At 65.5% G+C, this 24,533-nt stretch carries 33 protein-coding genes; 16 read left to right on the top strand and 17 right to left on the bottom strand.

From position 1 onward, the window contains the following. Positions 1-222 precede the first annotated feature (222 nt). Complete coding sequence (rplJ, locus tag B5X69_RS09605; protein ID WP_079638489.1) at positions 223-738, top strand: 50S ribosomal protein L10; 516 nt, start codon at positions 223-225, stop codon at positions 736-738. Positions 739-793: 55 nt separating this feature from the next. After that, positions 794-1,171 carry a 50S ribosomal protein L7/L12 gene (gene rplL, locus B5X69_RS09600; protein WP_053553858.1) on the top strand — a complete coding sequence of 126 codons (378 nt, stop codon included), beginning with the start codon at positions 794-796 and terminating at the stop codon, positions 1,169-1,171. A gap of 102 nt (positions 1,172-1,273) precedes the next feature. On the opposite strand, the gene B5X69_RS09595 is transcribed toward rplL, so the two are convergent. Together B5X69_RS09595 and B5X69_RS09590 are read right to left on the bottom strand one after the other, a co-directional pair. Next, on the bottom strand, positions 1,274-2,284 hold the full coding sequence (locus B5X69_RS09595) for a hypothetical protein (RefSeq protein WP_079638488.1): 1,011 nt from the start codon (positions 2,282-2,284) through the stop codon (positions 1,274-1,276). Between the two features lie 205 nt (positions 2,285-2,489). After that, positions 2,490-3,929, bottom strand: coding sequence for an 8'-apo-carotenoid 13,14-cleaving dioxygenase (locus B5X69_RS09590; protein ID WP_079638487.1), 1,440 nt, complete (start codon positions 3,927-3,929; stop codon positions 2,490-2,492). Positions 3,930-4,016: 87 nt separating this feature from the next. On the opposite strand from B5X69_RS09590, the gene B5X69_RS09585 reads away from it, so the two are divergent. Then, entirely contained in the window at positions 4,017-4,622 is a 606-nt protein-coding gene (locus B5X69_RS09585; protein WP_245798686.1) for a TetR/AcrR family transcriptional regulator, read from the top strand. Positions 4,623-4,700: 78 nt separating this feature from the next. Next, positions 4,701-5,402, top strand: coding sequence for a hypothetical protein (locus B5X69_RS09580; protein WP_079638485.1), 702 nt, complete (start codon positions 4,701-4,703; stop codon positions 5,400-5,402). Between the two features lie 91 nt (positions 5,403-5,493). On the opposite strand, the gene B5X69_RS09575 is transcribed toward B5X69_RS09580, so the two are convergent. From B5X69_RS09575 to B5X69_RS21430, 3 genes are all read right to left on the bottom strand, one after another. After that, positions 5,494-5,673, bottom strand: a complete 180-nt coding sequence (locus B5X69_RS09575; protein ID WP_079638484.1) for a PspC domain-containing protein — start codon at positions 5,671-5,673, stop codon at positions 5,494-5,496. 61 nt (positions 5,674-5,734) lie between these two features. Next, entirely contained in the window at positions 5,735-5,863 is a 129-nt protein-coding gene (locus B5X69_RS22240) for a hypothetical protein (RefSeq protein WP_281250927.1), read from the bottom strand. Positions 5,864-5,937: 74 nt separating this feature from the next. Further along, positions 5,938-6,126 carry a hypothetical protein gene (locus tag B5X69_RS21430; protein ID WP_176141559.1) on the bottom strand — a complete coding sequence of 63 codons (189 nt, stop codon included), beginning with the start codon at positions 6,124-6,126 and terminating at the stop codon, positions 5,938-5,940. Between the two features lie 31 nt (positions 6,127-6,157). Between B5X69_RS21430 and recF the strand changes: the two genes are divergently transcribed. Beyond that, positions 6,158-7,267, top strand: a complete 1,110-nt coding sequence (recF, locus tag B5X69_RS09570; protein WP_079638601.1) for a DNA replication/repair protein RecF — start codon at positions 6,158-6,160, stop codon at positions 7,265-7,267. 113 nt (positions 7,268-7,380) lie between these two features. On the opposite strand, the gene arsC is transcribed toward recF, so the two are convergent. After that, positions 7,381-7,725: an arsenate reductase (glutaredoxin) gene (gene arsC / locus B5X69_RS09565; RefSeq protein WP_079638483.1), complete on the bottom strand. Its 345-nt coding sequence runs from the start codon at positions 7,723-7,725 to the stop codon at positions 7,381-7,383. Positions 7,726-7,931: 206 nt separating this feature from the next. Here arsC and B5X69_RS09560 point away from each other — a divergent pair, with 206 nt between their 5' ends. Then, positions 7,932-8,654, top strand: a complete 723-nt coding sequence (locus B5X69_RS09560; protein ID WP_245798696.1) for a murein L,D-transpeptidase catalytic domain family protein — start codon at positions 7,932-7,934, stop codon at positions 8,652-8,654. 89 nt (positions 8,655-8,743) lie between these two features. On the opposite strand, the gene B5X69_RS09555 is transcribed toward B5X69_RS09560, so the two are convergent. The 4 genes from B5X69_RS09555 to B5X69_RS09540 all read right to left on the bottom strand — a co-directional run bounded on the left by B5X69_RS09555 (position 8,744) and on the right by B5X69_RS09540 (position 12,653). Then, on the bottom strand, positions 8,744-10,138 hold the full coding sequence (locus B5X69_RS09555) for a L,D-transpeptidase family protein (protein ID WP_079638599.1): 1,395 nt from the start codon (positions 10,136-10,138) through the stop codon (positions 8,744-8,746). A 155-nt stretch (positions 10,139-10,293) separates the two neighbouring features. Further along, positions 10,294-11,649 (bottom strand): acetyl-CoA carboxylase biotin carboxylase subunit, encoded by a 1,356-nt coding sequence (accC, locus tag B5X69_RS09550; protein ID WP_079638482.1) that lies wholly within the window; start codon positions 11,647-11,649, stop codon positions 10,294-10,296. A gap of 8 nt (positions 11,650-11,657) precedes the next feature. Then, entirely contained in the window at positions 11,658-12,143 is a 486-nt protein-coding gene (gene accB / locus B5X69_RS09545; protein WP_079638481.1) for an acetyl-CoA carboxylase biotin carboxyl carrier protein, read from the bottom strand. A 69-nt stretch (positions 12,144-12,212) separates the two neighbouring features. Then, positions 12,213-12,653 (bottom strand): type II 3-dehydroquinate dehydratase, encoded by a 441-nt coding sequence (locus B5X69_RS09540; protein ID WP_079638480.1) that lies wholly within the window; start codon positions 12,651-12,653, stop codon positions 12,213-12,215. A gap of 78 nt (positions 12,654-12,731) precedes the next feature. Here B5X69_RS09540 and thiS point away from each other — a divergent pair, with 78 nt between their 5' ends. From thiS to B5X69_RS09520, 4 genes are all read left to right on the top strand, one after another. Continuing rightward, a complete protein-coding gene (thiS, locus tag B5X69_RS09535; RefSeq protein WP_176141558.1) occupies positions 12,732-12,932 on the top strand; it encodes a sulfur carrier protein ThiS in 201 nt (66 codons plus the stop codon). Further along, complete coding sequence (locus B5X69_RS09530) at positions 12,932-13,288, top strand: VOC family protein (RefSeq protein WP_079638479.1); 357 nt, start codon at positions 12,932-12,934, stop codon at positions 13,286-13,288. The genes thiS and B5X69_RS09530 overlap by 1 nt, the downstream gene beginning before the upstream one ends. Continuing rightward, positions 13,285-14,061, top strand: coding sequence for a bifunctional sulfur carrier protein/thiazole synthase protein (locus B5X69_RS09525; protein WP_079638478.1), 777 nt, complete (start codon positions 13,285-13,287; stop codon positions 14,059-14,061). The genes B5X69_RS09530 and B5X69_RS09525 overlap by 4 nt, the downstream gene beginning before the upstream one ends. A 106-nt stretch (positions 14,062-14,167) precedes the next feature. Further along, positions 14,168-14,350 carry a CsbD family protein gene (locus B5X69_RS09520; RefSeq protein WP_053553872.1) on the top strand — a complete coding sequence of 61 codons (183 nt, stop codon included), beginning with the start codon at positions 14,168-14,170 and terminating at the stop codon, positions 14,348-14,350. Between the two features lie 71 nt (positions 14,351-14,421). Here B5X69_RS09520 and B5X69_RS09515 read toward each other — a convergent pair whose 3' ends face one another. Then, positions 14,422-15,819 carry a DUF1254 domain-containing protein gene (locus B5X69_RS09515; RefSeq protein WP_079638477.1) on the bottom strand — a complete coding sequence of 466 codons (1,398 nt, stop codon included), beginning with the start codon at positions 15,817-15,819 and terminating at the stop codon, positions 14,422-14,424. A gap of 125 nt (positions 15,820-15,944) precedes the next feature. Here B5X69_RS09515 and B5X69_RS09510 point away from each other — a divergent pair, with 125 nt between their 5' ends. Beyond that, complete coding sequence (locus B5X69_RS09510) at positions 15,945-16,679, top strand: Crp/Fnr family transcriptional regulator (RefSeq protein WP_079638476.1); 735 nt, start codon at positions 15,945-15,947, stop codon at positions 16,677-16,679. Between the two features lie 4 nt (positions 16,680-16,683). Here the strand turns inward: B5X69_RS09510 and B5X69_RS09505 are convergent, their stop codons facing one another. The 4 genes from B5X69_RS09505 to B5X69_RS09490 all read right to left on the bottom strand — a co-directional run bounded on the left by B5X69_RS09505 (position 16,684) and on the right by B5X69_RS09490 (position 19,095). Continuing rightward, positions 16,684-17,430, bottom strand: a complete 747-nt coding sequence (locus B5X69_RS09505; RefSeq protein WP_079638475.1) for a hypothetical protein — start codon at positions 17,428-17,430, stop codon at positions 16,684-16,686. A gap of 87 nt (positions 17,431-17,517) precedes the next feature. Next, complete coding sequence (locus B5X69_RS09500) at positions 17,518-17,958, bottom strand: DUF1330 domain-containing protein (protein WP_079638474.1); 441 nt, start codon at positions 17,956-17,958, stop codon at positions 17,518-17,520. Beyond that, complete coding sequence (locus tag B5X69_RS09495) at positions 17,955-18,506, bottom strand: GNAT family N-acetyltransferase (protein WP_079638473.1); 552 nt, start codon at positions 18,504-18,506, stop codon at positions 17,955-17,957. Before B5X69_RS09495 ends, B5X69_RS09500 begins: the two co-directional genes overlap by 4 nt. 184 nt (positions 18,507-18,690) lie before the next feature. Continuing rightward, positions 18,691-19,095, bottom strand: a complete 405-nt coding sequence (locus B5X69_RS09490; RefSeq protein ID WP_079638597.1) for a glycine zipper 2TM domain-containing protein — start codon at positions 19,093-19,095, stop codon at positions 18,691-18,693. 179 nt (positions 19,096-19,274) lie between these two features. On the opposite strand from B5X69_RS09490, the gene B5X69_RS09485 reads away from it, so the two are divergent. Together B5X69_RS09485 and rarD are read left to right on the top strand one after the other, a co-directional pair. Then, a complete protein-coding gene (locus tag B5X69_RS09485) occupies positions 19,275-19,496 on the top strand; it encodes a hypothetical protein (protein WP_079638472.1) in 222 nt (73 codons plus the stop codon). A gap of 28 nt (positions 19,497-19,524) precedes the next feature. Further along, positions 19,525-20,442, top strand: a complete 918-nt coding sequence (gene rarD / locus B5X69_RS09480; protein WP_079638471.1) for an EamA family transporter RarD — start codon at positions 19,525-19,527, stop codon at positions 20,440-20,442. Between the two features lie 4 nt (positions 20,443-20,446). On the opposite strand, the gene pyrC is transcribed toward rarD, so the two are convergent. After that, positions 20,447-21,481 (bottom strand): dihydroorotase, encoded by a 1,035-nt coding sequence (gene pyrC / locus B5X69_RS09475; RefSeq protein WP_079638470.1) that lies wholly within the window; start codon positions 21,479-21,481, stop codon positions 20,447-20,449. 59 nt (positions 21,482-21,540) lie between these two features. On the opposite strand from pyrC, the gene ygfZ reads away from it, so the two are divergent. Genes ygfZ through B5X69_RS09460 form a run of 3 tightly spaced genes read left to right on the top strand, consistent with a single transcriptional unit; the run spans position 21,541 to position 23,518 of the window. Then, on the top strand, positions 21,541-22,272 hold the full coding sequence (ygfZ, locus tag B5X69_RS09470; RefSeq protein WP_079638469.1) for a CAF17-like 4Fe-4S cluster assembly/insertion protein YgfZ: 732 nt from the start codon (positions 21,541-21,543) through the stop codon (positions 22,270-22,272). Positions 22,273-22,306: 34 nt separating this feature from the next. Next, positions 22,307-22,915, top strand: coding sequence for a hypothetical protein (locus tag B5X69_RS09465; RefSeq protein ID WP_079638468.1), 609 nt, complete (start codon positions 22,307-22,309; stop codon positions 22,913-22,915). A gap of 51 nt (positions 22,916-22,966) precedes the next feature. After that, positions 22,967-23,518, top strand: a complete 552-nt coding sequence (locus B5X69_RS09460; RefSeq protein ID WP_079638467.1) for a retropepsin-like aspartic protease family protein — start codon at positions 22,967-22,969, stop codon at positions 23,516-23,518. Positions 23,519-23,540: 22 nt separating this feature from the next. Here B5X69_RS09460 and B5X69_RS09455 read toward each other — a convergent pair whose 3' ends face one another. Beyond that, entirely contained in the window at positions 23,541-24,347 is an 807-nt protein-coding gene (locus B5X69_RS09455) for a class I mannose-6-phosphate isomerase (RefSeq protein WP_079638466.1), read from the bottom strand. Between the last annotated feature and the right edge of the window lie 186 nt (positions 24,348-24,533).

Here is a 24,533-nt window from a genome sequence, read left to right as displayed (position 1 = left end):
CAGTTGGTGAAGGGACTTTGCCCTTCTTAATTTCCAGCCGAGACGGGGAACAGTCTTTATCGGTCGCTCGCCCCAGACGGCGTCGCGGCCTGACCGACCCCATCGGACATCGTTGCGCAGGTTGAGGCGGGATTCGTCCCGCGTCTGTCTGCGTGTGTTAGCCGCCCGGCGGTGTGCGTGCCTTGTGCACGCTCGCATCCGGGCAAGAGTGGAGAAACAGGCATGGATCGTGCTGAAAAGGCCGAAGCCGTATCTGCGCTGAACGCTACGCTGTCGAATGCTGCCTCGGTTGTGATTGTTCGCAACCTGGGTCTTACCGTCGCCCAGTCGACGGTGCTTCGTCAGCAGATGCGTGACGCCGGCGCGAGCTTCAAGGTCGCGAAGAACCGCCTGGCCAAGATCGCGCTCGATGGCACGCCCTACACCGGCATCAGCGATCTGCTGACCGGCCCCACGGCCATTGCGGCTTCCACCGATGCGGTGGCGGCGGCGAAGATCGCGGTGGAATTTGCCAAGACCAACGACAAGCTTGAGATCGTCGGTGGCGGCATGGGGGACGTGGTCCTCGACGTGGAAGGCGTGAAGGCGCTCGCGGCGCTGCCGTCGCTTGACGAACTGCGCGGCAAGCTCGTTGGCCTGCTCCAGGCTCCGGCCACCAAGGTTGCCCAGATTGCGGCGGCCCCGGCTGGTCAGCTGGCGCGGGTCTTTGGTGCCTATGGCGCCAAGGAAGCGGCATAATTTTACCTACCCTAACAATTCACCGGGCTTTCCCCGGTTCTGATGGAGAATGAAAATGGCTGATCTTGCTAAGATCGTTGACGACCTGTCGGCGCTGACCGTTCTGGAAGCTGCCGAGCTTTCGAAGCTGCTCGAAGAAAAGTGGGGCGTTTCGGCCGCCGCTGCCGTGGCGGTTGCCGCTCCGGGCGGTGCGGGTGCTGCTGCTCCCGCCGCTGAAGAGAAGGACGAATTCGACGTCATCCTGACGGGCGACGGTGGTCAGAAGATCAACGTCATCAAGGAAGTCCGCGCGATCACCGGCCTGGGTCTTGGCGAAGCCAAGGCGCTCGTCGAAGGCGCGCCGAAGGCCGTCAAGGAAGGCGTGAACAAGGCCGAAGCCGAAGAGCTGAAGAAGAAGCTCGAAGCTGCCGGCGCGACCGTCGAACTGAAGTAATTCAGCTCAGGGTCGAGGGTCGGTTCGCCGGCCCTCGTTTTGCGACAAGAGAAAGGGCGGTGCCACGCGGCGCCGCCCTTTTTTCATGCGTTGCCGGCAAAATCAGGGACGATACCATCCCGGGCGGAGCGGGCCCTTGCGGGCCGCAGCCGCTTCAGGGCGATGGACCTCCTGCTTAAGGGGCGCAGGCTCGGCACGCTGCGACACCTCCCAGGCGCTCGCGGGCTTGCGGCGCAGATCCTTCTGGTCGCCAAGTGTATCTGCATAGGCCTGGCGCTCCTTCTGGTCGAGGAAGCGCGCACGCTTCAACCGCTTGGAGAGCGTCGCGAAAGGGTTTTCGGGCGTCGGCCCCGCCATTGCCAGCGCCTGATGGCGGCCCATGCTACCGTGGGGTAACGGGAAGGCCGGCATTGCGCGCCGCGCAGCCGGCGGAGTGCGCTCCGGTGTAACGGGGGGATTATAGGGCATCGCCTCGGCCGCTGCCATCGCCTCATAGCTCATGCCAGGCGCGATTTCTCCAGCGCCGCGGCGGCGCCGCAAGAAAGCGAGACCCGCCCCGCCCGCAAGGAGCAGCGCAGCGGCTCCGCCGACAAGCTCCCAGGGAAAGCCATTGTCCGCGGCGGCGCGCTCATCTGCTGCGGCCGGCGCGTTGTCCGCCACCGGCTCGCTCTGGCTCGTCATGGGAATGGCCACCGGCTCGGCTGGGGTGTCCGCGGGGGCTGCGGGGGCGGCGGCGGCGGACGGGGCCTCAGCCGGCGCCGGCGGCGAAATTCTGGGAGCCGCAGCAGGCGCGCGTTCGCTGCGCTCTGCCGCCACAGGGCGCGCAGCGCGCTGGGGGGGCGGGGCTACCTCGGCTTCCGCCGCGGGCGCGGGCTCGGCAGGCGCGGGAAGATCGAGCGGTACGCGGATCACGGGCTTGGGCGCCGGCGCGGTCTCCTCGACCGTCGGGGTCGCCGGGGCCGGCGCGGGTATGATGACGGGCGGCGGCGCGGCCACGGGCGAGGTCATCGGAACATTGGGGGCCTCCTGCGCAAAAGCGGCAGGAGCGGTGATAGCCAGGAACGCGGCAATCGCGCTCGTGGCGGGACGGGAGAGGGGGAAATTCTTGTTCATAGTGCAGGAGAAACGGGCAGCGCGCCCAAAGCGCTGCGCAAAACCCCCAAATTTCACGATGAGCGGTGGCTGCCGGACGGCATGATGAAGAATTGCGCCGCTTTTGGCGCCATCAGGGCCCGTCTTGATCGTCGGCTGAGTGCGCCGATTGAGGCCTCGTCCAGGGCCTCAGAAAAGCAGGTCCGGGCTCCGGATCCGGCCAGCCTCAGTCGGCCACCCAATTGCCGTGAAAGCCGGGCGGGACGCGGTGCGGAAGGTGAACGATGGCTTGGGGTGGCCCCGTAAAATCGTCAGCGTTGAGGATCACAAGGTCGGTGGTTTCGTCGTTCATGTCGACGACAAGTCCGATCAGCCAGCCATCGTCTTCGGCGCCTTCGGCCGCGCGCGGCACGAAGACAAATTCGCCGGGGTGGCGCCGGGGGCCGAAGTTGCGGATATCGGTGACGCCCCGGTCGAGGTCGTGGCGGAAAAGCCGCGTGTCCGCGATTTCGAGCTCGCCCGGTCCATCGGGCAGCGCGACGCTGTAGATGAAGCGATAGGGACGCGTCGTGCGCCGTTCGTCATAACGAGGGAATTCCTGGTTATGATCGTCGATGACGGTGCGGGTTGTCACCCCGCGGACGGGATCGATCGTCCAGCGCTCCATGCGCGAGCGCGGGCTGTCGGGGCCGCGTTTCGATTGGGCAAACATCGTCTCGTGCGCCGCGACGTCGACGATCACCTTGCCGTCCTCCGTTTCGAAAGCATTGGCGGGATGAAAGACGTAGCAGGGCTCGACCGGGACCCAGATGACCTCGCGGCCCGCGCCCGTCCGGGGGAGAAGGCCGATCCGCGCGGGATGCGCCGGGTTCCATGCATAGGGGAAGCGGTAGCCTGCGAGCAGCGACTTCATCGAGAAGGTCACGGGCAGATCGAAGACGAGGACATAATTTTCGGTGATCGCGCAGTCGTGGATCGAGGGGCCATCGGCGACCGAAATGGCTTCCTCGCGAACGACATGCGCATTGGCATCGAGGACGACATGCCAGACGGTGTTCGGCTGGTCGCCCTGATAGGTGATCGCATGGGTTTCGTTCGCGAAGGGATCGTGGTGGGGGTGAGCGGTATAGGGGCCCGCAAGCGTTGCATCGAACGGGTTGTGCGCGATGGTGCCTAGCGTATCCGACAATTCAACGGGCTTGCCGCCCGCCTCGACGATCGCGAAGGTGCGCCCCGCGAGGCCGACGACATTGGTGTTGGGCGCATCGGATCCCTCGGTGCGCGGGCCGCGAGGAATCTCCTCGCCAAGCCTTGAGCACGCCTCTGCGCCGCGCACCCAGCGATTGCGATACCAACGCGCGGCGCCGCCCTCGATGCGGATGCCATGAACCATGCCGGCGCCGGTAAACCAGTGGTAGCTTGCCGGATCGGGGGGGAGAGCCGGGTTCGGGCCATTGCGCAGATAGCGGCCCGAAAGCGCCGCGGGGATTTCGCCCTCGACCCGCAGTTCATCGAGCGTCAATTCCTCGTCCATCGGCCGATGGATGCCGGTGAGATAGGGGTGGGCGTCGACCGGGCGGGGGAGGCGCTTTCGGTTAAACCCTGCGACCTTGCCGATGCCTTTGGTGACCGCGCTGCGGATCAGGGTTTCGACATTGCTGGCCATGGCACTTCTCCTTAAGCCCGAAGGTGACGAGGATGCCGCGATGCGCGGGTTGCGGAAACGACTCACTATGTTTACAGTGGAAACATGATGGCAAGCAAAGATAACAGTGTCAACATAAAAGAGGCGCTCCCGAAATCCGCACGCAGCTATCATCATGGCGATTTGCGCGCGGCGGTGATTTCCGCGGGGCTGAAGCGGCTTGGCGAGGGCGATGCGCGCGAGCTCGGGCTGCGTGCGCTGGCGCGCGATGTCGGGGTGAGCGCGACCGCGCTCTACCGGCATTTCCCCGACAAGGAGGCGCTGCTCGACGCGCTCGCAGAAGAAGGGCTGCGGCGGCTCGGCGCCCTCCAGGCACAAGCCTGGCTGAAGGCAGGCGGCGGGCGCGCGGGGTTCAAGGCGACCGGCATCGCCTATGTCCGCTTCGCACACGACGAGCCTGCACTCTTCCGTTTGAGCTTCACGCGCCAGATGCCCGAGCGCAAGGGCGAGGAGGGCGACGGCGGCGAGGTTGCCTATAATCTCTTGCGCGCTGGCGTCGGCGAGGTGTTTCCAGCCGAGTCGGTCGACGCCGCCGCGCTGCACGCCTGGGCGCTCGTTCACGGCCTTGCGATGCTGATCCTCGACCGGCGCGTCGCGTGGGACGAGGCGATGGTCGCGCGCGTGGTGGGACTGACATTCGGCGGAGTCGATTGACGCAGAGGATTGGGGGATAGTCCTTCCCCTTTGTCCGCAAGCTGATAGGTTCCCTTCCTGATCGGGAGGAGGGGGAAGATGCGGGCTTTTATCTTTGGTGCGGCGCTGTTTGCGGCGACGACGGCGGCCATAGCGCAGGACAACAGCAATATTGTGGGCGAGGTGGTGGTGACGGGGCAGCGCGCCTCTGCCGACTATCTGTCCGACGAGCAGACAGTGGTCGGTCTGCGCCGCACCGCCGACAGCGCGATCCAGCCGGTGAAATTCACATCGGACTCGCGCGATGAGGATATGCGCAAGCGTGAAATCCACGCGATGCTGGAAGCGGCGATCCGGCGGGCCGACGCGGCGGGGGCCGAACTGGCGACCGGCGACTTCGAACTTTCGAAGGTGACGCTGGCAAACTACAAGGATCTGGCGTTCGCGCGCGGCGCGCGGCCCGACACGAGCGAGATCGGCCTGTTCGTCAAGGCAAGCCTCGCAGGGTCGGTGGGGAGCGCGCAGGGGCGGATCGACAATTTCATCAAGTCGGTGCCGGCGACAGGGCGCGCGCTGATCGAAAAGCGCGGCAGCATTACGCTGACGATCATCAACCCCGACCAGTATCGCGATCCGATCGTCGGGCTGATCGCAGCCGAGGCGCTGAAGACCGCGGCGGCGTTCGGCTCCGGCTATGGGGTCGAGGTCGCGGGGCTCAACGAGCAATTGATCTGGGCGCAGGCGAGCGCGACTGAGGTGTTTCTCTACATCCCCTATCGCTTCACGGTCCGGCCCAAATAGAAGGGCCCACCGGCTTGGCCGGTAGGCCCCTGGCCATGGGAATGTGAGGGGCCGGCGGAACTGCGCCGTGACGGCGGCCGGCCCGGTGCTGCTAGGGCGCGAGGATCGCGACGGTCAGATAGAGCAGCAGCGGCAGGCCGAAGCCCAGCAAGGTCAGCGCCACAAAGGCGACGCGCGTCCACAAGACGTCGAAGCCGAAATGGTCGGCCATGCCGGCGCAGACGCCGAAGACCATGCCATCGCGACGATTCTTGCGAAAACCCTGTTTCATGTCTTTCCTTTCGATCCCGGCGCGAGCGCCGGCGTCATGGAGGGAGCGAACCGGCCGCTGGTCAGATGACCAGACGGCCGAGTTCGGCAGCGTTCGGGCCGGCAGCGGCCAGGAACATCAGCGAGCAGTAGAGCGAGGCGGCCGCAGCGATCGCGTAGCTCTTGAGCGATTCGGTGTTGAAGTGAGCCATTTTCCTATCCTTTCTTTCCTCCCATCCGGACCATCCGGCTGGATGCCGATACTCTTGCAGGAGGCGTGCCAATTTCATTCAGCCGCGGTTAAGCGTCGTTTTTCCGCTCTTGGAATATTATTGCGCTGCGGATTCTGCGGTGTGATGGGAAAAATTACCGATGAAAGGAAAATTTTGCTGCAACCTCTTGAGACCGGGCGGCCCTGCGGACCGCGATCGCCGACCGGCACCGAGATGGCGCTGCGGGAAAGAGGGATTTCCATCGGCGGCGGAAATATCCTAGGCGCTCTTGCGATGACGCTGACCCGCCTTTCGCTGACGGATTTTCGCAATCACGCGGGCGCGGACCTGGGCGCGGGGGCGGGACTTGTCGCGCTTTATGGCGACAATGGCGCAGGCAAGACCAATATATTGGAAGCGATTTCGCTGCTCGCCCCGGGTCGCGGCTTGCGGCGCGCGCCGCTCGCCGAGATGGTGCGCGACGGTGCAAGCGGCGGTTTTGCCGTCTTTGCCGAAGTGATGAGCGGCGAAGGGCTTGCCCCGGTGGCACTCGGCACGGGGATCGAGCCTTCTCACCCCGGGCGGCGGCTCGTGCGGATCAACGGAAGTCCGGCGGCGGCGACGGCGCTCGGTGACTGGCTCGCAATATTATGGCTGACCCCCGCGATGGACCGGCTGTTCGTCGAAACTGCGGGAAACCGGCGGCGCTTCCTCGACCGGCTTGTTCTCGCCCTCGATCCGAGGCACGCGCAGCATGGCAATCGCTATGAGGCGGCGCTGCGCGCGCGCGGCAAGCTGCTTGCCGATCTCGCCCTTGCTGACGCGCAGTGGCTCGCGAGCCTCGAGGCGCAGCTTGCCGAGCATGGCGCCGCGATCGACGCGGCGCGGCAGCGCACGCTCGCAGCGCTTTCAGCCGAACTCGCCGAGCAGCCCGACACACCCTTTGCGCGGCCGCTCCTTGACCTCGTCGACAGCGAGGGCAGGGCGCGCGGAGAGCCCTGGAGCGAGGAGGCCTTGCGCGATCTTTTCGCCGGGCGCCGCCGGATCGACGCGGCGGCAGGGCGCGCGACCGCGGGACCTCACCGGGACGATCTTGCCGCGGTCCACGCCGCGAGCGGCCGTGCGGCTGCGCGCTGCTCAACCGGCGAGCAGAAGGCGATGCTGCTCTCGCTCGTCCTCGCGCACAGCGACTGCGTTGCCCGCGCGCGTGCGCGGCGGCCGGTTCTGCTCCTTGACGAGGTCGCCGCGCATCTCGACCCCTCGCGCCGCGCGGCGCTCTACGAACGGCTTGCAGGGCAGGGGGGGCAGGCGTGGCTGACCGGGACCGAGGCGGCGCTGCTTGAGGATATGCCGGGGCCGGTGACGCGTTTCCGGATCGCCGGGGGGCGGATCATTGCAGGGTAGGAAGAGGGGCGTTCCACCCATAGGGTGAGTGCGTTGACCCGTCGGGAGAGAATGATGCGCCTGATCTGTTCGGCCCGAGTGGCGAGAGCCATGTTTTCCAGCGGGGCGACCGACTAAAGAATCTCGCGCACCAGATCCTGCGGGCGGCAGAAGCGGACGCCCTTGTCGGTCTCGACGAACGGGCGGTTCACATAGGCGGGATTGGCAACCATCGCGGCGATGATCTCGTCCTCGCTCGCATCTGCAAGGCCGCGCTCTTCAGCGTCGGTTCCGCGAAGGCGGAGCGCCTCCTTGGCGGTAAGGCCGGCGTCCCTGAAAATCTGCCGCAGCTTCTCGGCGGTGTAGGGCGTTTTGAGATATTCGACGACGGTCACCTCGACGCCCGGCGTTTCTTCGAGGATTGCGAGCGTCTTGCGCGAGGTGCCGCAAGCGGGATTGTGCCAGATAGTCGCTTTCATGCGGACGCTTTATCGCTCCGCCACGGATGGGGCAAGGGCGGGCCAGTATGCCGCCCGCCGTGTAAACCCGTTGTTCATGGCAATTATGGCACAATACCCCGCATGACGAAGAAGATGCGTCTTGCCTTTTTGTGGCAAGTTGCGGCTATTCTCCCGACGAAGGACCGCCAGAGGCGGCATGCGGGGTTGGGTTGCAAGTGACGAAGATGATCGATCGCAGGTCGATGCTGGCGGGGCTCGCAAGTGCGGGGGCCTTGGCCGCGACCAACGCGCGCGCGCAGGTCCCGGGCTGGATTTCGCAGCACCCCCAGGCGCCCGCGGCGGCGCCCGTTGATTATCTGGCGGTGGCGCGCGCGCAGCTTGCCCGCGAGGGCAATCGGATTGCGGTGACCGACCGCGTCGGCATCGTCGATTTCGGGCTTCCTTCCTATCGACCGCGCTTTGCGCTCGTCGACATGGTTGCGGGACGGATCGATATGTATCCGGTGACCCACGGCCGCGGATCGGACCCGCAGCACGACGGCTGGCTCAAGAGTTTTTCGAACAGGCCGGGCAGCCTTGCGACCTCGCGCGGGGCCTACCGCACCAGCGACTATTATTGGGGCGCAAACGGATCATCGATGCGGCTGGTTGGGCTCGACCCCGACAACAGCAATGCCGACATGCGCGCGATCGTCGTCCACGGCGCCTGGTACGCCAATCCCTCGCTCATCGCGACGCAGGGCAAGCTTGGACGTAGCGAGGGCTGTTTCGTGTTCGGCGAGGAATTGCTGCCGCAGATCCTTTACAAGCTTGGACCCGGGCGGTTGTTGTTCGCCGACCGGCTGAGCGCCCCGCCGCCCCAACCCGTGCTGCCACCGCTGCCGGGGACGGAGAATATTGTCCGCACCGGGGCGCCAGGCGGCGCGTTGCCGGGAACCGCCGACTAAAGCGTCAGCAGGCTGCGTGGCTGCCACGAGCAGGCCGCTCAGCCTCCTTAGCCCTTTGCCGGATCGAGCACCCGGCTCCGGATAATCGCTTAATAAATCCCCGACATCCCCGGCGCGGCCGCGCGCGGCGCGCTCGCGGACGCCGCGGGGCGCGCGGCGGCGACGGTGGGAACAATCTGTGGCGGGGCGGGGGAGACCAGCACCGCGGCGGGGCGGCCGGGCTTGGAGAAGCTCGCGACGACGGGCGCGTCGCGCCCGTAGAGGTCGGCAAGCTTCTTCACGCCGCCCTTTCCGTCGGGGACGACTGTCCAATAGGCGACATAGACGGGGAAGGGCTTGTCAAAGCCGAAGCGCGTCGTCTTGCCGCTCGCGATCGCCTCGCCGAATTCCTCAGGCGACTTGCCCGCGAACATCACTGCCATGAGGCCCGAGAAATGGAGCGCCTTTTCGGTACGGATACAGCCGTGGCTGAACGCGCGCTTCTCTGCCGCAAAGGCGCCCTTCGACGGCGTGTCGTGGAGGTAGATCGCGTGCGGGTTCAGCATCTCCATCTTCATCACGCCGAGCGCGTTGCCCGGCCCCGGCTGCTGGACAACCGAGAGTGTGTTGCCCTTGCCGGTCCAGGTGTAGCCCTGCGCGCGGGCGCGGGCGGGATTGCTCGCGATGGTGGCGCCAATACCCTCGTTGATGATGCTCCGCGGCAGCGTCCACGTCGGGTTGACGATGATGCCGGTCGCCAACGGGTTGAGCTGCGGCGTCGGGGTCGAGGGCTTGCCGACGACGGCCTTGTGCGTCGCGATGACGACGCCCTCGTGGACGACGCGGGTCATATATTCAGGAACGTTGCTCACGACATAGCCTGCGCCAAGGTCGCGCGGCATCCAGCGCCAGCGCTCCATGTTAACGCGGATAACATCGGCTTCCGCCGGGGTCTTGGCCGAGGCGAGCGCGGCCTTGAGCAGCGCAAAGCTCGGGTGAACGGGATTGAGCCCGCCCAGCACGAGGGGAATATCGTTCGCGGTCAATGCATAGCTCAGCAGCGGAAGCAGCGGGGTGCTATCGGCGTCGCTGTCGGTCATGAACCACTGCTTGCGCGCGGCGTTCGGCGTGCGGCCGTCGCGAAGATGCGTCGCGAGCAGAAGAAAGCTGTCGGTTGCCACCTTGTCGAGCTGTGCCTGGTTGCCGCTCGCGAGCGCGGCCTCGATCGCTTGCGGATCATAATCCTTCGCGAAAAGTCCCTCGCCCTCGACCGCCGCGATGAAATCGAGCAGCGCGCGGGCATTGTCCTTGGACCAGCTCGGCAGATTTGCCTCGGCAAGCGTTTCAACGACAGGGGCGTCGTCGGTAACCTTGTCGGGCTGAAGGATGACCGAATCCTCCTTGACGTCGGTCGGCGCGGTCTGCGCAAATGCCGGGACGGCCGCGAGCGTGAGCGGGAGGAGGAGCGCCGCGGCAGACGCGGAAAAGGGAGAGTTTTTGACCATGGCGCTTGCCATAGCCAAATTGAAAGGGCTTTGGAAGGCGCGCCGGCAGCGCGCGGGGGCGCCTCCTTGCAAGCGCAGCCATGCGACCCCGGCAGGCCTAACTCTTTGGATCGCTTCGTTTCGTCTCTCGCAAGGAGGAGCGGACTTGAAGCGGGCTAGGCGGCGCCGTCCTGCTGCGCGAGCCACTCCTCGAGCCATTTGATCGTATAGTCGCCGTCGATCACGTCGGGCGCAGCGAGCAGCGCCTGATGGAGCGGGATGTTGGTCTTGACCCCGCTCACCACCATTTCCTCAAGCGCGCGGCGCATTCGCATCATGCAGCTCTCGCGCGTGCGGCCGTAGACGATGAGCTTGCCGATCATGCTGTCGTAATAGGGCGGGATCGCATAGCCCGCGTAGAGCCCGCTATCGACGCGGACATGCATGCCGCCCGCGGGATGATATTGGGTGACCTTGCCGGGTGAAGGAAGGAAGCTGCGCGGATCCTCGGCATTGATGCGGCATTCCATCGCATGACCGCGAAATTCAAGATCCTCCTGCCGCACCGACAGGCCGCGCCCATCGGCGATGCGGATCTGTTCGCGCACGAGGTCGAAGCCGGTGATCATCTCGGTCACCGGATGCTCGACCTGGATGCGGGTGTTCATCTCGATGAAGAAGAACTCGCCATTTTCCCACAGAAACTCGATGGTTCCCGCGCCGCGATACCCCATCTTGGCCATGGCATCGGCGCAAATCTTGCCCATGCGTGCGCGCTCCTCGGCCGAGATAACCGGCGAGGGCGCTTCCTCAAGCACTTTCTGGTGGCGCCGCTGGAGCGAGCAGTCGCGCTCGCCAAGATGGATTGCATTGCCCTGGCCGTCCCCGAACACCTGGAACTCGATGTGGCGCGGATTGCCGAGATATTTTTCCATATAGACGGTCGGATCGCCGAACGCCGCCGCCGCCTCGGACGAAGCCTGGCCCATCAGGCTTTCAAGGCTCGCCTCGTCGGGTACTACCTTCATGCCGCGCCCGCCGCCGCCCGAGGCGGCCTTGATCAGCACCGGATAGCCGATCTCGCGTGCAAGCCGCTTCGTCTCCTCGCCATAGTTGACGGCGCCGGGCGAGCCCGGGACCACCGGCAGCCCGAGCTCGACCGCGGTACGCTTCGCCTCGACCTTGTCGCCCATCGTGCGGATATGCTCGGCCTTCGGGCCGACGAAGATGAGGTTGTGCGCCTCGATGATCTCGGCGAAACGGGCGTTTTCGGAGAGAAATCCGTAGCCTGGATGAATTGCGTTGGCGTTGGTGACTTCGGCGGCCGAAATGATCGCCGGAATATTGAGATAGCTGTCTTTTGCCGCGGGCGGGCCGATGCAGACCGCCTCGTCGGCGAGGCGGACATGCATGGCGTCGGCATCGGCGGTCGAATGGACCGCGACGGTCTTGATGCCCATTTCGTGGCACGCGCGGTGGATGCGCAGCGCGATCTCGCCGCGATTGGCGATCAGAAGTTTCTCGATGCTCATGGGCTGGATCAGCCGATAGTGAACAGCGGCTGGTCGAACTCGACCGGCTGGCTGTTCTCGACATGCACTGACTGAAGCGTGCCGGACCTCGGCGCGGTGATCGGGTTCATCACCTTCATCGCCTCGATGATGAGGATGGTGTCGCCTTCCTTCACCGCTGCGCCAGCGCTTGCAAAATTGGGCGCGCCAGGTTCAGGAGCGAGATAGACGGTGCCGACCATCGGCGAGCGCACGGCATCGGCAAAGGCATCGGCAGCGGGGGCTGCAGGAGCTGCCGCCGGCGCGGCCGCCGGAGCGGGGGCTGCGGGCGCCGCGGCCGCGGCAGGGGCATAGGCTATTGGCGCAGCAGCCGCGGTCAGGGTGCGCGCGACGCGCACCTTGCGATCGCCATCCTCGACCTCGATTTCCGAAAGCTGCGTGTCGTCGAGCAGTTCGGCAAGCGCGCGCACGAAGGCCGGATCGATGTTGATGCCCTGCTCTTTATGGTCACCCATAGATATTTTCCTGTTGCTGCGGCGCCGGATCGCAGGCGCCCTGACCCCTGTTTATGATCGCGCCTCTTGTCAGAAGCGCGCGGCGGCGTCCAGCGCCAGCGTGTAACTCTCGGCGCCGTGCCCCGCGAACTGGGCGGCCGCTGCCATGCCCACATAGCTGATATGACGGAATTTTTCGCGCTTCATCGGGTCCGAGAGATGAACCTCGATCACCGGCACCTTGATCGACTTGATCGCGTCGTGGATCGCGATCGAGCTGTGCGTATAGCCGCCCGCGTTGAGAAGCACAGCTTTCGCGCCGGCGACATAGGCCTCGTGCAGCCAGTCGATGAGCACGCCTTCATGGTTCGTCTGCCTGCATTCGAGCGAGAGGCCGAGCTTTTCCGCCTGCGCCTCGAGCCGGGCGTGAATGTCATTGAGCGTGTCATGGCCGTAAATCTCCGGCTCGCGCGTGCCGAGCAGATTGAGATTGGGACCGGAGAGGACGTAGACGATGGGCTTGTCGGTCAAAAGGCGGGCTTTCGGTTGCGGCAAATCACGCTCCCCCTATATGGGCTGCTTGGCAAAAGGCAAAGCAAGGGTGCAGCGGTGATTTCGATCGTCCTCAACGGCGAACAGCGGCAGGTACGAAGCGGCAGCATTGCCGATCTCGTCGCCTCGCTGGGGCTCGATGTGAAGAAGGTCGCCGTCGAACGCAACCGTGAGATTGTGCCGCGCTCGACGCTCGCCGATGTCGCGCTCGCCGAGGGCGACGCACTGGAAATCGTTCATTTCGTGGGAGGCGGCTGATGGCCGCTGCGAGGATCGTACCCAATCGCTACACCGGCGATCCCAAGGCGGGGGCTGGCTTCTTCAACGATGTGCTGGGGCTCGAAACCGCGATGGCGATGGATTTCATCACCATCTACCGTTCGGCCGCGCAGCCCATGGCGCAGATCAGCATCCTCAGCGAGGACCCCTCGGGCCTGCGTCCCGCCTATTCGGTCGGGGTCGACGACGTCGATGCGGTCCACGCGCGCGCCATCGAGGCGGGGCACGAGATCGTTTATGCCCTGCGCGACGAGCCTTGGGGTGTCCGCCGCTTCTTCGTTCGCGATCCGCTCGGCGACATTGCGAATATCGTACAGAATAAGGATCGAGTGTGAGCAGTATCGACAGTTGGAGCGTTGCCGGGCGGACATTCACGTCGCGGCTGATCGTCGGCACCGGGAAGTACAAGGATTTCGAGCAGAATGCCGCGGCGGTCGAAGCCTCAGGGGCCGAGATCGTCACCGTTGCGGTGCGCCGGGTCAATGTCTCGGATCCAGGAGCGCCGATGCTCACCGACTATATCGACCCCAAGAAGATCACCTACCTTCCCAATACGGCAGGCTGCTTCAACGCCGACGACGCGATCCGCACGCTGAGGCTCGCGCGCGAGGCGGGGGGATGGGACCTTGTGAAGCTCGAAGTGCTCGGCGAGGCAAAGACGCTCTACCCCAATATGCGCGAGACGCTCGAAGCCACCGAGGTGCTCGCCAAGGAGGGCTTTTTGCCGATGGTCTACTGCGTCGATGATCCGATCGCCGCGAAGCAGCTCGAGGACGCCGGCGCAGTCGCCATCATGCCGCTTGGCGCGCCGATCGGCTCGGGGCTCGGCATCCAGAACCGGGTCACGATCCGCCTCATCGTCGAGGGCGCCTCGGTGCCGGTGCTTGTCGATGCCGGCGTCGGCACCGCAAGCGATGCGGCGGTGGCGATGGAACTTGGCTGCGACGGCGTGCTAATGAACACCGCGATTGCCGAGGCGAAGGACCCCGTCCGCATGGCGCGCGCGATGAAGCTCGCGGTCGAAGCGGGGCGCGATGCCTATCTAGGAGGACGGATGGGCCAGCGCCGCTACGCGGATCCCTCGAGCCCGCTCGCCGGGTTGATCTAGATTAATTTTCGCCTTTTTGGTGGGGCGCTCAAGCGGAACGCTGACGGCGCCCCCTCGTTGATCTGTTGTGAGGCATGTGCCTCGTTTCAGACAAGGAGATCTCCCCGTGGGTGAATTCAAGGACAAAACGAAAGGCCTCGCCAATGAAGCGGCCGGCAATGCCAAGCAGGCGGTTGGCGATGCGACGGACAATGAGCGGCTGCGCGCCGAAGGCGCAGCGCAGGAAAGAAAGGGCGAGGCCCAGAATCTGACCGGCAAGGTGAAGGGCGCGCTTGGCGACAAGATCTGACGCCCCCTCCCTCGATCGAGGAAAAGGCCTCCGGCAATGCTCGGGGGCCTTTTTTCTTGCTGCGTGTCCGATCAGGGCAGCCGCTGGACGGGCGGCGGCGTCCAGCCGCCGTCGATCGCTTCGCGCCGCGGCAGGTACAGGCGCAGGTTCATCGTGAAGGGCCCGCCCGGGGCCGGCAGCCAATTGGCCTCCTTTTCAGCGCCTGGACTGGCGTTCTGGATATAGAGATCGAGCGAGCCGTCTGCGTTGAACTTAAGCTTGTCGCGGTCGCCAATCGCAAAGCGGTCGATCGGATTGGCGACGAAGAGCTGGTCGGGCCCGTACATGGTCAGTGACCAGAAGGCGTCGGCGGGAGGGAGTTCCTCCTTCTCAAAATGAAGAATATATCGCGCCTTGCCAGTGAGCAGCTTGCCCTCGCTATCGAGCGGCACCATCGGATAGATGGCGTCTTCGGGCGGCAGGGCGCCAAGCCCCGTAAAGCTGATGAAGGCGCGCTGCAGATAGTCGTTGCCGTAGACGCCGAGCGCGTTGCCGAGCGCGACCCAGCCATTTTTCGTGAGACTGAGGCCCCGGCGCCTCTCGGCGATGCGGCGATGGGCATCGGCCGCCGCGCGGGTGAGCCCGCGCTCGACCGCAGGGTGTGCGGCGGCAAGATCGAAGCTTTGCCCCGGCACCAGCCCGATACGCTCCATGCGCAGCAGCATCGCATAGTCGCTTGCGTGCGGCGGGTTGCGCTTCAGCGTCTCGGCAAAGAGCGCAAAGAAGGCGGCGGGCGTCATCTGCGCGACCTGCTCCACGGGCGGGGTCTTCATGTCGACGTCAGGGTCGAAGCTCACCGCTTGCACGGGGCGGGATTTTCCCCATTGCGACAAGGGCGCCGCGGCGAACCCGGCCTGGAGCTCATGCACATGATCATAGTCGGCCGCGCCATTGGTCTGGATGCGCCCGATGATCCATCCCTGCTCGGTGGGGCTGCGAATGATCCGCACGCCCTCAGGAAGCTTTCCCGCCCAGCGCGGGCCGACGAGCGCGGCGGTGCCGCCGCCGTTCCCTGTGGTGCGCGTGCCGAGCGCTGCGAACACTTCGCTCCACATGTCCATGATGGGGACCACATGATAGCGGCTCGCGGTGTCCGGCAGCGTCAATATCAGCGGTTCCTTGCCGACATCGAACCAGAGGGTCGAATAAAGGGTGTCGGCGTTCGGACGCACCACCTCCTTGAAACTTGCGTCCGGATAGGTCTTCATATGCGCGAACTGGTTCATCGGCGCGCGCAGCCGTCCTTCGCTCGCATGGGTCGAGACGCGGCGCGTTACCTCCATCAGTACCATCGGATAGGCGTAGATATAGGCCTCAAGGCCGATGGCGTAGGCCTCCTCTTCGGTCGCCGGCACGGCTTCGGCTGCGGCTTTCACCGGTCCGGCGAGAAGTGCTGCTGCCATCGCGGCAAGGGCAAGAAACATTTTCATGATGCATGGGTCTCCTCTCGGCGTCTCGCCTACGCGCCCTCCGCCGCCAAGTCTGTCAATGAGCCGACAATCTCTTTGGGAATCGATCGCGCGCGGCCTAGAACGGCGGGGGAAGGGGAGTTGATATGCGCAGGAGGCTCGAGGCCGACCGATCGCAGGGGCATTGGGGGAAGGAGGAGCGGGTGCGGGCGCTCCGGCTTTGTCCGCTCTTTCGCGACTGGCCCGAGGCGCGGCTTGGCGAGCTTGGCGCAGTCGCCCGCGCCCAATCTTACGCGCGCGGCGCCGACATCGGCGCGCAAAGGGCGCCGCGCCGCGAGGTGATTGTGATCGCCAAGGGCGGCGTCGAGATCTGCAGCGGTTCAGCCGAGGGCAAGCGCTTCGTCCTCGGCCTTGCCGGCGCGCCCGATGTGCTTGCGCTCGTGCTGCTTTTCTCGAAGGTACGGCTCCCTTATGAATTTCGGGCCTATGCCGAGAGCGTCCTGCTGCACCTGCCGTGCGATGCACTGACCGCGATCCTCGATGCTGAGCCCATCCTCTGGCGCGACGTCGCGCTCCTCCTTTGCACCCGGCACGGCGACAGTCTGCGCCTTCTCCACAACCAGACGCTCGGCTCGCTCGAACAGCGGATGGCGGCGACGCTGGCTCAGCTTGGCCGGATTCACGGCATTGCGGCGGAAGAAGGCATAGAAGTCGGGCTCCGCCTGCCGCAGGAGCAACTGGGCGCGATGCTTGGCGTGACGCGGCAGAGCGTCAACCGCGTGCTGCGCGACATGGAGCGCGCTGCATGGATCGCGATCGATTATAATCGCATCACGATCCGCGATACCGCTGCACTCGAGGCCATCGCGCGGGAGGGCTAATGCCTCAGCGACCGCCCGAGGCGACGATGTCGACGTCGGTCATCCCGCCGTCGCGGCGCAGCATCACGACATAGGCAAGATCGCCCTTGGTGCCGCCGAGCATATGCTCGTTGCCGCGCACGCGGTGATCGCTCGTATAGCCTGCACGCACGGCCATCGTGTGATAATAGTCGAGCACGCCCTGGATCGATGCGGCGGTCTGGAAATTGACAACGCGGATGTTGCACTTGCCGCCGTCGACACCCGCCGCTTCGCGCAGCGTCGCGCGCGGATAGACCGGGAAGGCCGCGGGCATGCGGTCGGCCCAGCCGTTGGAATAGGTGAGCTTCGCATCGCAGCTGCCCTTGGTCTGCTCGCGCGCGAGCGCGCCAATGGTGACGGCGCGCTTGGCGGCGCAGTCTCCGCCGCAGCCTTCCTCCATCGGAAGCGCCTTGGGAGCGGCGAGAAGCTTGCCCGCCTTCATCGCCGCTGCCGCCTCGGCAGCGGTCGCAGCCTTGCCGGCAGCGACGCCGGGGACGCCGCCCTCGACCGGACGATTTCCCGGGCCCACCGCGTTGCGATTGGCCTGACCCGCAAGCTTGGGGTCGACCATGATCTTGTCTTCAAGCGCCCCCTTGATCGCAGGGTCGCCGCCCGTCAGCCCATCGTCGAGTGGTGCAAGATCGGCCTTTTCGGGATTGTCCCGGCAGCCCGCGAGCCCTGCGGTCGCGATCAGCAAACCGGCAACGAGCCATTTTCCCCGCAAGATCATCGCTAACACTCCCTTAATCTTTCATCCGGACTAGCCGAATTCTGGTTAAGAAGATGTGAGGAAAAAGCGTTAACCGGTAAGGCTTTATTAGCCGAAAACTGTCTCGGAGCGAGACGCATCCGGACTCAAGCGGATGAGGCGCGAGGTTTCGACCGCCGCCTGCCGGTGGATAACGGCCTCCCGGTAAACGGGGTCGGTGACCATTTCCATGAAGGCGCTGCTCGTCGGATATTCAGCGATAAAGACCGCGTCCCAGCGCTCGCCGTCGGGACCGATCACCATCGCCTCCATCGTACCGCGCCAGACAATCCGGCCCCCGACGCGCTGGAAGACTGCCCCGCTCTCCGCGCCATAATGACGATAGGCCTCGGCGCCGGTGAGATCTTGGCCCGCGAGCGCATGGCCGGCGGGATAAGCGGCCTGCTCACGAAAGCGGACGAGGTTGAGCATGTGGATGAGCGTGTCGCGCGGCAGTGCCTTGAAGGCGTCGAATTGCGCGCGCTCGGGGTCGACATGATGGTCGGTCATGGTTTGAACTCCTTGCGCTTTTGTCGCCACTGCTGGGCGCTTTGCCTCCATGCGTCCACGGGCGCGTCCTCGAAGGGGGCGGGAAGACGGGTCGGGCCGCTGTTCGCGGCGCCGAGGCGTTTGGCGAGTGCCTGCGAGCGGCGATTGGCGGGATCGATGCTGTGCATGAGCTCGGGCCAGTTCAGAAACTCGACGGCAAAGTCGCACGCGGCGACTGCGCCTTCGAAAGCATAGCCCTTGCCCGCGAATTTCGCGCGCACGCCATAGCCGATTTCGGGGCCCGGCCAGCCATCGGGTTCCCAGGGGCCGAGCCGTCCGACCCATTCGCCTGTTGCGCGCTCAATGACCGAGAACATCGAAAAGCCGCGGATGTGCCACGCGCCTGCCAGCGTGCACCACAAGCGCCATGCCTGCGCGCGCGGACAGGTCCCGCCGAGGAAGCGCATCGTCTCCTCCTCGGCGCACATCGCGGCGAATGCGTCGAAATCCTCAGCGGCGGGCGGGCGCAGGATCAACCGCTCGGTGACGAGAAGAGGTCCATTGAGCATGACAGTCCTTTCGGCGAGGCGGCGAGGTGAGCCTTGCGCTTCTGGGCGATGAGGAAAGCAGGAGCAAGGTGCAATTGTGGGGCGCGAAACAGACGAGGGCGCCGTCCGAAGACGACGCCCTCTCCATCACGAGATGCGGGTGGAGGGGTCCGAAACCCGCACCCGCAATGGTTTTCCTCTGCCTTTAGCGGCAGCGATATTTGTCGCGGTCGATTTCGCGGCCGAGCAGCGCGCCGCCCGCGGCGCCGAGCACCGTTCCGAGCAGCTTGTCGCCGTCGCCGGCGATCTCATGACCCGCAAGCCCGCCGACGGCGCCGCCGATCAAAAGACCCGTCGTGCCATTGTCCTTCTTGCAGCGATAGCGGCCGTCGCTGCCGCGCCAGATGCGCGTATTCCTGTTGATGCGCTGATCGCGCGCATAATGGCGGCGATCGCGGTCCTTGCGATAGAAGCCTGCATCCTGGTCGGCGCTCGCGAAGACATGGCCGGGCGCCGGCGCGGCGGGCGAAACGCCGGCATAGGCGGGGGCAGTGGCGGCAACGCCAATTGCCGCAGCCGCTCCGAGCAGGCTTTTGGTGAGATTACGCATCATAAGTCCTTTCCTGGTTCGACGCCTTGATGCCCGACGGTACCCGGCGTTTCGCTGTGAGAACGGCTCCAAACTGAACTGCGTTGCATGAACCCTCGGCAACAAGACGAGAGGAGCGCTGGCGGCGATGAACCGAAAGGCTCTTGCCGTGCCCCCGATGAAGTGCAACATTGGGGACAATGCTCAACTTCGCATCGATCGTCATCGGCGTTATCGCCTTGATTTTGGCCATTCCGGCTTTCATCCCGCTTCTCGGCTGGGCGAACTGGATCGTGGTGCCGATCGCGGTTGTCGGGCTTGCGCTCGGCGCGATGTCGAACCGGACCAGCGGCCGCAATCTCAATATTGTCGTGATCGTCGTCGGCGTTGTGCGCCTGATGCTCGGCGGCGGCCTTTTCTGATCCTTCTTTTTTCCCGAAGAGCAAGATCATGACCGACCCAAAGGCCCCCGCGGGGAGCAACCAGGGGGGACTGCCCTACGCGCTGGCGGCTTACGGAATCTGGGGTTTCGTTCCGCTTTTCTTCAAGCTTCTCGAAAGCGTGCCGCCGGTCGAAGTGCTCGCGCAGCGCATCATCTGGTCGCTCCCGCTTTGCGTCGTCATCATGCTCGCCCGGCATCAGATCTACGACTTTCTCGCGGCCCTCAAGAATGTGCGCGTTCTAAGACTGTTGCTCGCCAGTGCGCTGCTGATCGCGCTCAACTGGCTCGTCTATATCTACGCGATCTTCACGGATCATGTGCTTGCCGCGAGCCTTGGCTATTATCTGAACCCGCTCGTCAATGTGATGCTCGGCATGCTCGTCCTCGGCGAGCGACTGAGCAAGCTTCAGATGCTCGCGGCGGCGATCGCGGCTTTGGGAGTGGCCATCCTCCTCGCAGGCGCGCTCGATACGCTGTGGATCAGCCTGACGCTTGCCTTCAGCTTTGGCCTCTATGGCCTGATCCGCAAGATCGCACCTGTCGGCTCATTGCCGGGCCTTGCGATCGAAACGACGCTTCTGCTGCCGCTCGCGGCCGCGGCGGCGCTCTATTATATCTGGATCGGCGACGGCGCCGGCTTCGGAAGCGACACGGGGATCAGCTGGATTCTTGCAGCCGGCGGCGTTGTCACCGCAGTGCCGCTCCTCCTTTTTGCCACTGCGGCGCGGCGAATGAGCTACGCGACGCTCGGTTTCGTCCAGTTTCTCGCCCCCACGCTCCAGTTCCTGCTGGGCCTCTTCGCCTTTGGCGAGCCGCTGAAGCCCGCCCAGTTCCTTTGCTTCCTGCTCATCTGGACGAGCGTCGCGGTCTTCAGCTTCGACATCTGGCGCAAGCGGCGCGCTGAACGCGCGGCGGTCGCAGCCTGAACCTTCAGGCGCCTTGCCCGGCAAGGCGCCATGCGAGCGTCTCGCCCGCGTGGAAGGGGATGACGTCTCCGATCCGTTCGGGAACAGGGGTAGGGCCGCGCTCGAGGGTGATGCAGCCCTCGTTGAGCGGGAGCCCGTAGAAACGCGGGCCATGCTCGCTTGCAAATCCCTCGAAATGGGCGAGCGCCCCGTCCTCGTCGAAGGCCTGGATATAGCTTTCGAGCGCATAGGGCGCGTTGAAGATCCCTGCGCAACCGCACGCGGCTTCCTTGGTGTGGACCGCGTGCGGCGCGCTGTCGGTGCCGAGGAAGAATTTGGGCGATCCCGAGGTCGCGGCGGCGCGGACGGCGAGGCGGTGATGCTCGCGTTTGGCGACGGGCAGGCAATAGGCGTGCGGGCGGATGCCGCCGACGAGCATTGCATTGCGGTTGATATGAAGATGCTGCGGGGTGATGGTCGCAGCGATGGTCGCCGCTGCGTCGGCGACAAACTGCGCGGCTTCGGCTGTGGTAATATGTTCAAGGACGATCTTGAGTGCGGGCAGCGCCTTTGCGAGCGGCGCGAGGGTTCGCTCGATGAACACGGCCTCGCGGTCGAAAATGTCGACCTCGGCGTCGGTGACTTCGCCGTGGACGAGCAAAGGCATGCCGATTGCCTGCATCCGCTCCAGAACCGGCATGATGTTCGCGATATCGGTGACGCCGTGCGCGCTTCCGGTGGTGGCATGCGCGGGATAGAGCTTTGCAGCGGTGAAGATGCCCTCGCCATGGCCGCGCGCCAATTCGTCCGCGTCGCTTCTATCGGTGAGATAAGCAACGATGAGCGGGGTGAAATCGAGTTCGGCAGGAACCGCTGAACGGATGCGATCCCGGTAGGCAATGCCCTCGGCGACCGTCGTCACCGGCGGCGAGAGGTTCGGCATCACGATCGCGCGCGCGAACTGGCGCGCGGTATAAGGGGCGACATGCGTCAGCATCGCGCCGTCGCGCAAATGGACGTGCCAGTCGTCGGGGCGGCGGATGGTGAGGCGGTCGGTCATAAGATGGCCTTCGGCAGATCGTGGCTTGGCTTTGGCTCGCGCGTCCCTAGATTATCGCAATGGCCAATACCACCCTCAACGACCGCGCCCTCATCCGCCTCTCAGGTGACGATGTCCGAGGCTTCCTCCAGGGGCTCGTCACCAACGACGTCGCCGGCAATTTGCCCGTCTGGGCTTCGCTCTTGACGCCGCAGGGAAAGGTGCTTTTCGACTTCCTCGTCTGGGGCGACGAGGATGATCTGCTCCTCGATTGCGAGCGCGACGCGTCCGAGGAACTCGCCAGGCGCCTGACTCTCTATCGCCTCCGCCGCGCGATCAGCATTGCGCGCGAGGAGGAGCTTGCCGTGCATTGGGCGCCGTTTGGCGACCTCGGCGCCCCCGACCCGAGGCTCGCTGCGCTCGGCCAACGCTGGCTCGCGCCGCGGGACGCGGGCGAGGGCGGCGCTGATGCCGATTGGCGCGCACATCGGCTCTCGCTTGGCGTTACCGAAGGACGCGCCGAGCTTGGCGATGGCACAACGCTCTGGCTCGAATGCAATGCCGCTGAGCTCAATGGCGTCAGTTTCACCAAGGGCTGCTATGTCGGGCAGGAAAATACCGCGCGCATGAACTGGCGGCAGAAGGTCAACCGGCGTCTGGTCGTGGTGCCGCTCGCCGCGGCGGAGCCCGCGCGCCAGATCATCGCCTATCCCGATCTCGGCTGGTCGGTCGAGCATCGCCGCGTCGAGACGATCGACGCCGCGAAGGCGCCGGAATGGCTTCGCGCAGGGCTCGCTGCGCCCGCTTCGTGACGCGCCCGGCCGGACGTGATATTATATTGGGGCCATGCGCGCTCTTCTGCTCTCCTCGGCGCTCCTCGCCGCATTCGCTGCACTTCCCGCGAAGGCGCAGGATTGCAGGGCCTCCGTTCCGCCGGTCGAAGTGGGAGAGCCGCTGGTGCCGATCGAACCCGAACCCGCCACCCAGCCTGCGAGGCTTGCGCCGCTCGCCGCGGATTCGCCCTGGCTGCCTCGCTTCGCTGCGGCGGCGGACGAGCTTTTTCCGGCGCTCCGCTCACGCGAGGCCGCGCGCTGGGAGCCGCTTCTCGGCGGACGCTGGCTGGGGGCTGCAAAGCGCGAGGCGGTCGCCGCGCTGCTTGCCGACCGCTGCGCTGCGTTCGCGCCGCTGTTCGCGGCCTCCGGGCCCATCGAGCGCAGAATTTTCGGCTGGAGCATTCCCGCGGGCTATAGCGCCGCCGACCGCGCCGAGATCGAAGCGAAGCCCGAGGCCGAGGCGCTGGTCTGCTGGGCGGCGGGGGAGGGCGGCGTGCAGCTCTGGCCGGAAACCGCGGACGAGGCGGACAACCGTGCGGGGCGGCCCTTTGCCTGCGCGCGCATCACCTATTCGCTGCGCGGCGGCGTGCCGAGCTGGCGGGCGTTCGTCGAGCGCGGCTGAACGCAGCCCATCTTAACCCTTCTCCAACGCATCGCATGCGAAAAGCAGTCTATGTTGGGGCGATTTATCGGTCTGGCCGCGGGGATTGCGGCCGTGTCGGTCGGCATGGCGGGGATTGCCAGCCGCTCGGCTTCCGATCGCGCGCCATCCACGTTGGACGCGGGCGATGAAAATTCCAATTGGACGACCGAAAGCCGCAAACACGGTGGCTGGACCGAGGCCTCTCCACGCGAAAGCGCGGGCGAGGTCCGACTGAGCCGCGCTGGAGATTCGCATTTTTATGCCGATGCCGAGATCAATGGCCGTCCGGTGAGGATGATGGTCGACAGCGGCGCTTCCATCGTCGCGCTCACGAGGGCTGACGCTGAGGCGGTCGGGGTCGATGTCGATCGGCTGCCAGTTTCAGGGACCGCGCGCACCGCGGGGGGCGATGTGCCGATGCGGAGGCTGACGCTCACAAGCGTCGATGTCGACGGCATCGAGGTTCGCGGGGTGCCGGCTGCGGTCGTCGATGCCGATATGGGCGTATCGCTCCTCGGACAGAGCTATCTTGCGAAACTCGGCGCCGTCACAATCGAGGGCGACACGATGACCTTGCGGTGAGGGACGGCCGGGCTGCTGTCGGTCAGGCGGGCCAGGTAAGCAGGGCGCGGGCGCCCTCATCGAGCTCGATCGACCCTGGGTCGGTGAGCAAAACGGCCTCACCGAGCGTGAACGCCTCTCCCTCCGCCCGGCATCCCCGCGAAAGCGGGACGAATGTGGCCTCGCCCGCGATGCGCCCGATCATCTTGCGATCGAATGGCCCGGACAGATGGGCAAGGTGGAAATGCGGCCCTTCGACCAGCATCCGGCTCGCCTGCGGATCGACGACGGTATCGCGCGGGTCGTGGACCGGGCCAGGCGTCGCGACCCTTAGCCCTTCGTCGAGATGCAATTCGCGCGGGCGGCCGTAATCATAGAGCCGGTAGGTGCAGTCGACATTCTGCTGGACCTCGACGACCGTCAGCCCGCCGCCGATCGCGTGGATCGTGCCAGCGCGGTTGTAGACGAAATCATTGGGCTTCGACGCGCGCCAGTCGATCATGTCCGTGATGCTGCCGTCGAGCGCTGCGGCTCGCAGCGCATCGCGCGTCGTCTTCTCGGTCAGTCCGACGCCGAGTTCGGCTCCGGGATCGGCGGAGAGGATGAGCCAGCATTCTTCCTTGCCGCGCGGATAGCCCGCTGCGCGCGCGGCCTCGTCACCCGGGTGAACCTGGATCGACAGCCGCTCGGATGTGAACAGAAATTTGACAAGGATGGGGGCATCGTCACCTGAGGGATGGGCGAACCAGATTTCGCCGATCCGCCGGCCTGCAAAGTCGCCGAAGGTGGGCGGGATGTCGGTGCGGCCCCAGGGCTTTTCGACGATGATCGTTTCGAGGCGCGTCAACATGGGGCGAAGATCGGGTGCGGGTCCCGGTAGGTCAAGTCTTATAGGTCAAGCCGCCCGAGGGAACGGGTACGGCGGGAAGGGAAGGCGCTTCCCTAACCGCTCTTATTCGTGGCGATGTTGTTCTTGGGGAAGATCAATCGTTGGCGGCAGCGGGCGTTTGAGCAGGCCGAGTGCCTCCGCTGCGTC

The sequence above is a fragment of the Sphingopyxis flava genome, from assembly GCF_900168005.1.
GTDB classification, from domain to species: Bacteria; Pseudomonadota; Alphaproteobacteria; order Sphingomonadales; family Sphingomonadaceae; genus Sphingopyxis; species Sphingopyxis flava.
Note: the sequence above shows the minus strand (reverse complement) of the source record. Positions and strands in the feature narration are given on the sequence as shown.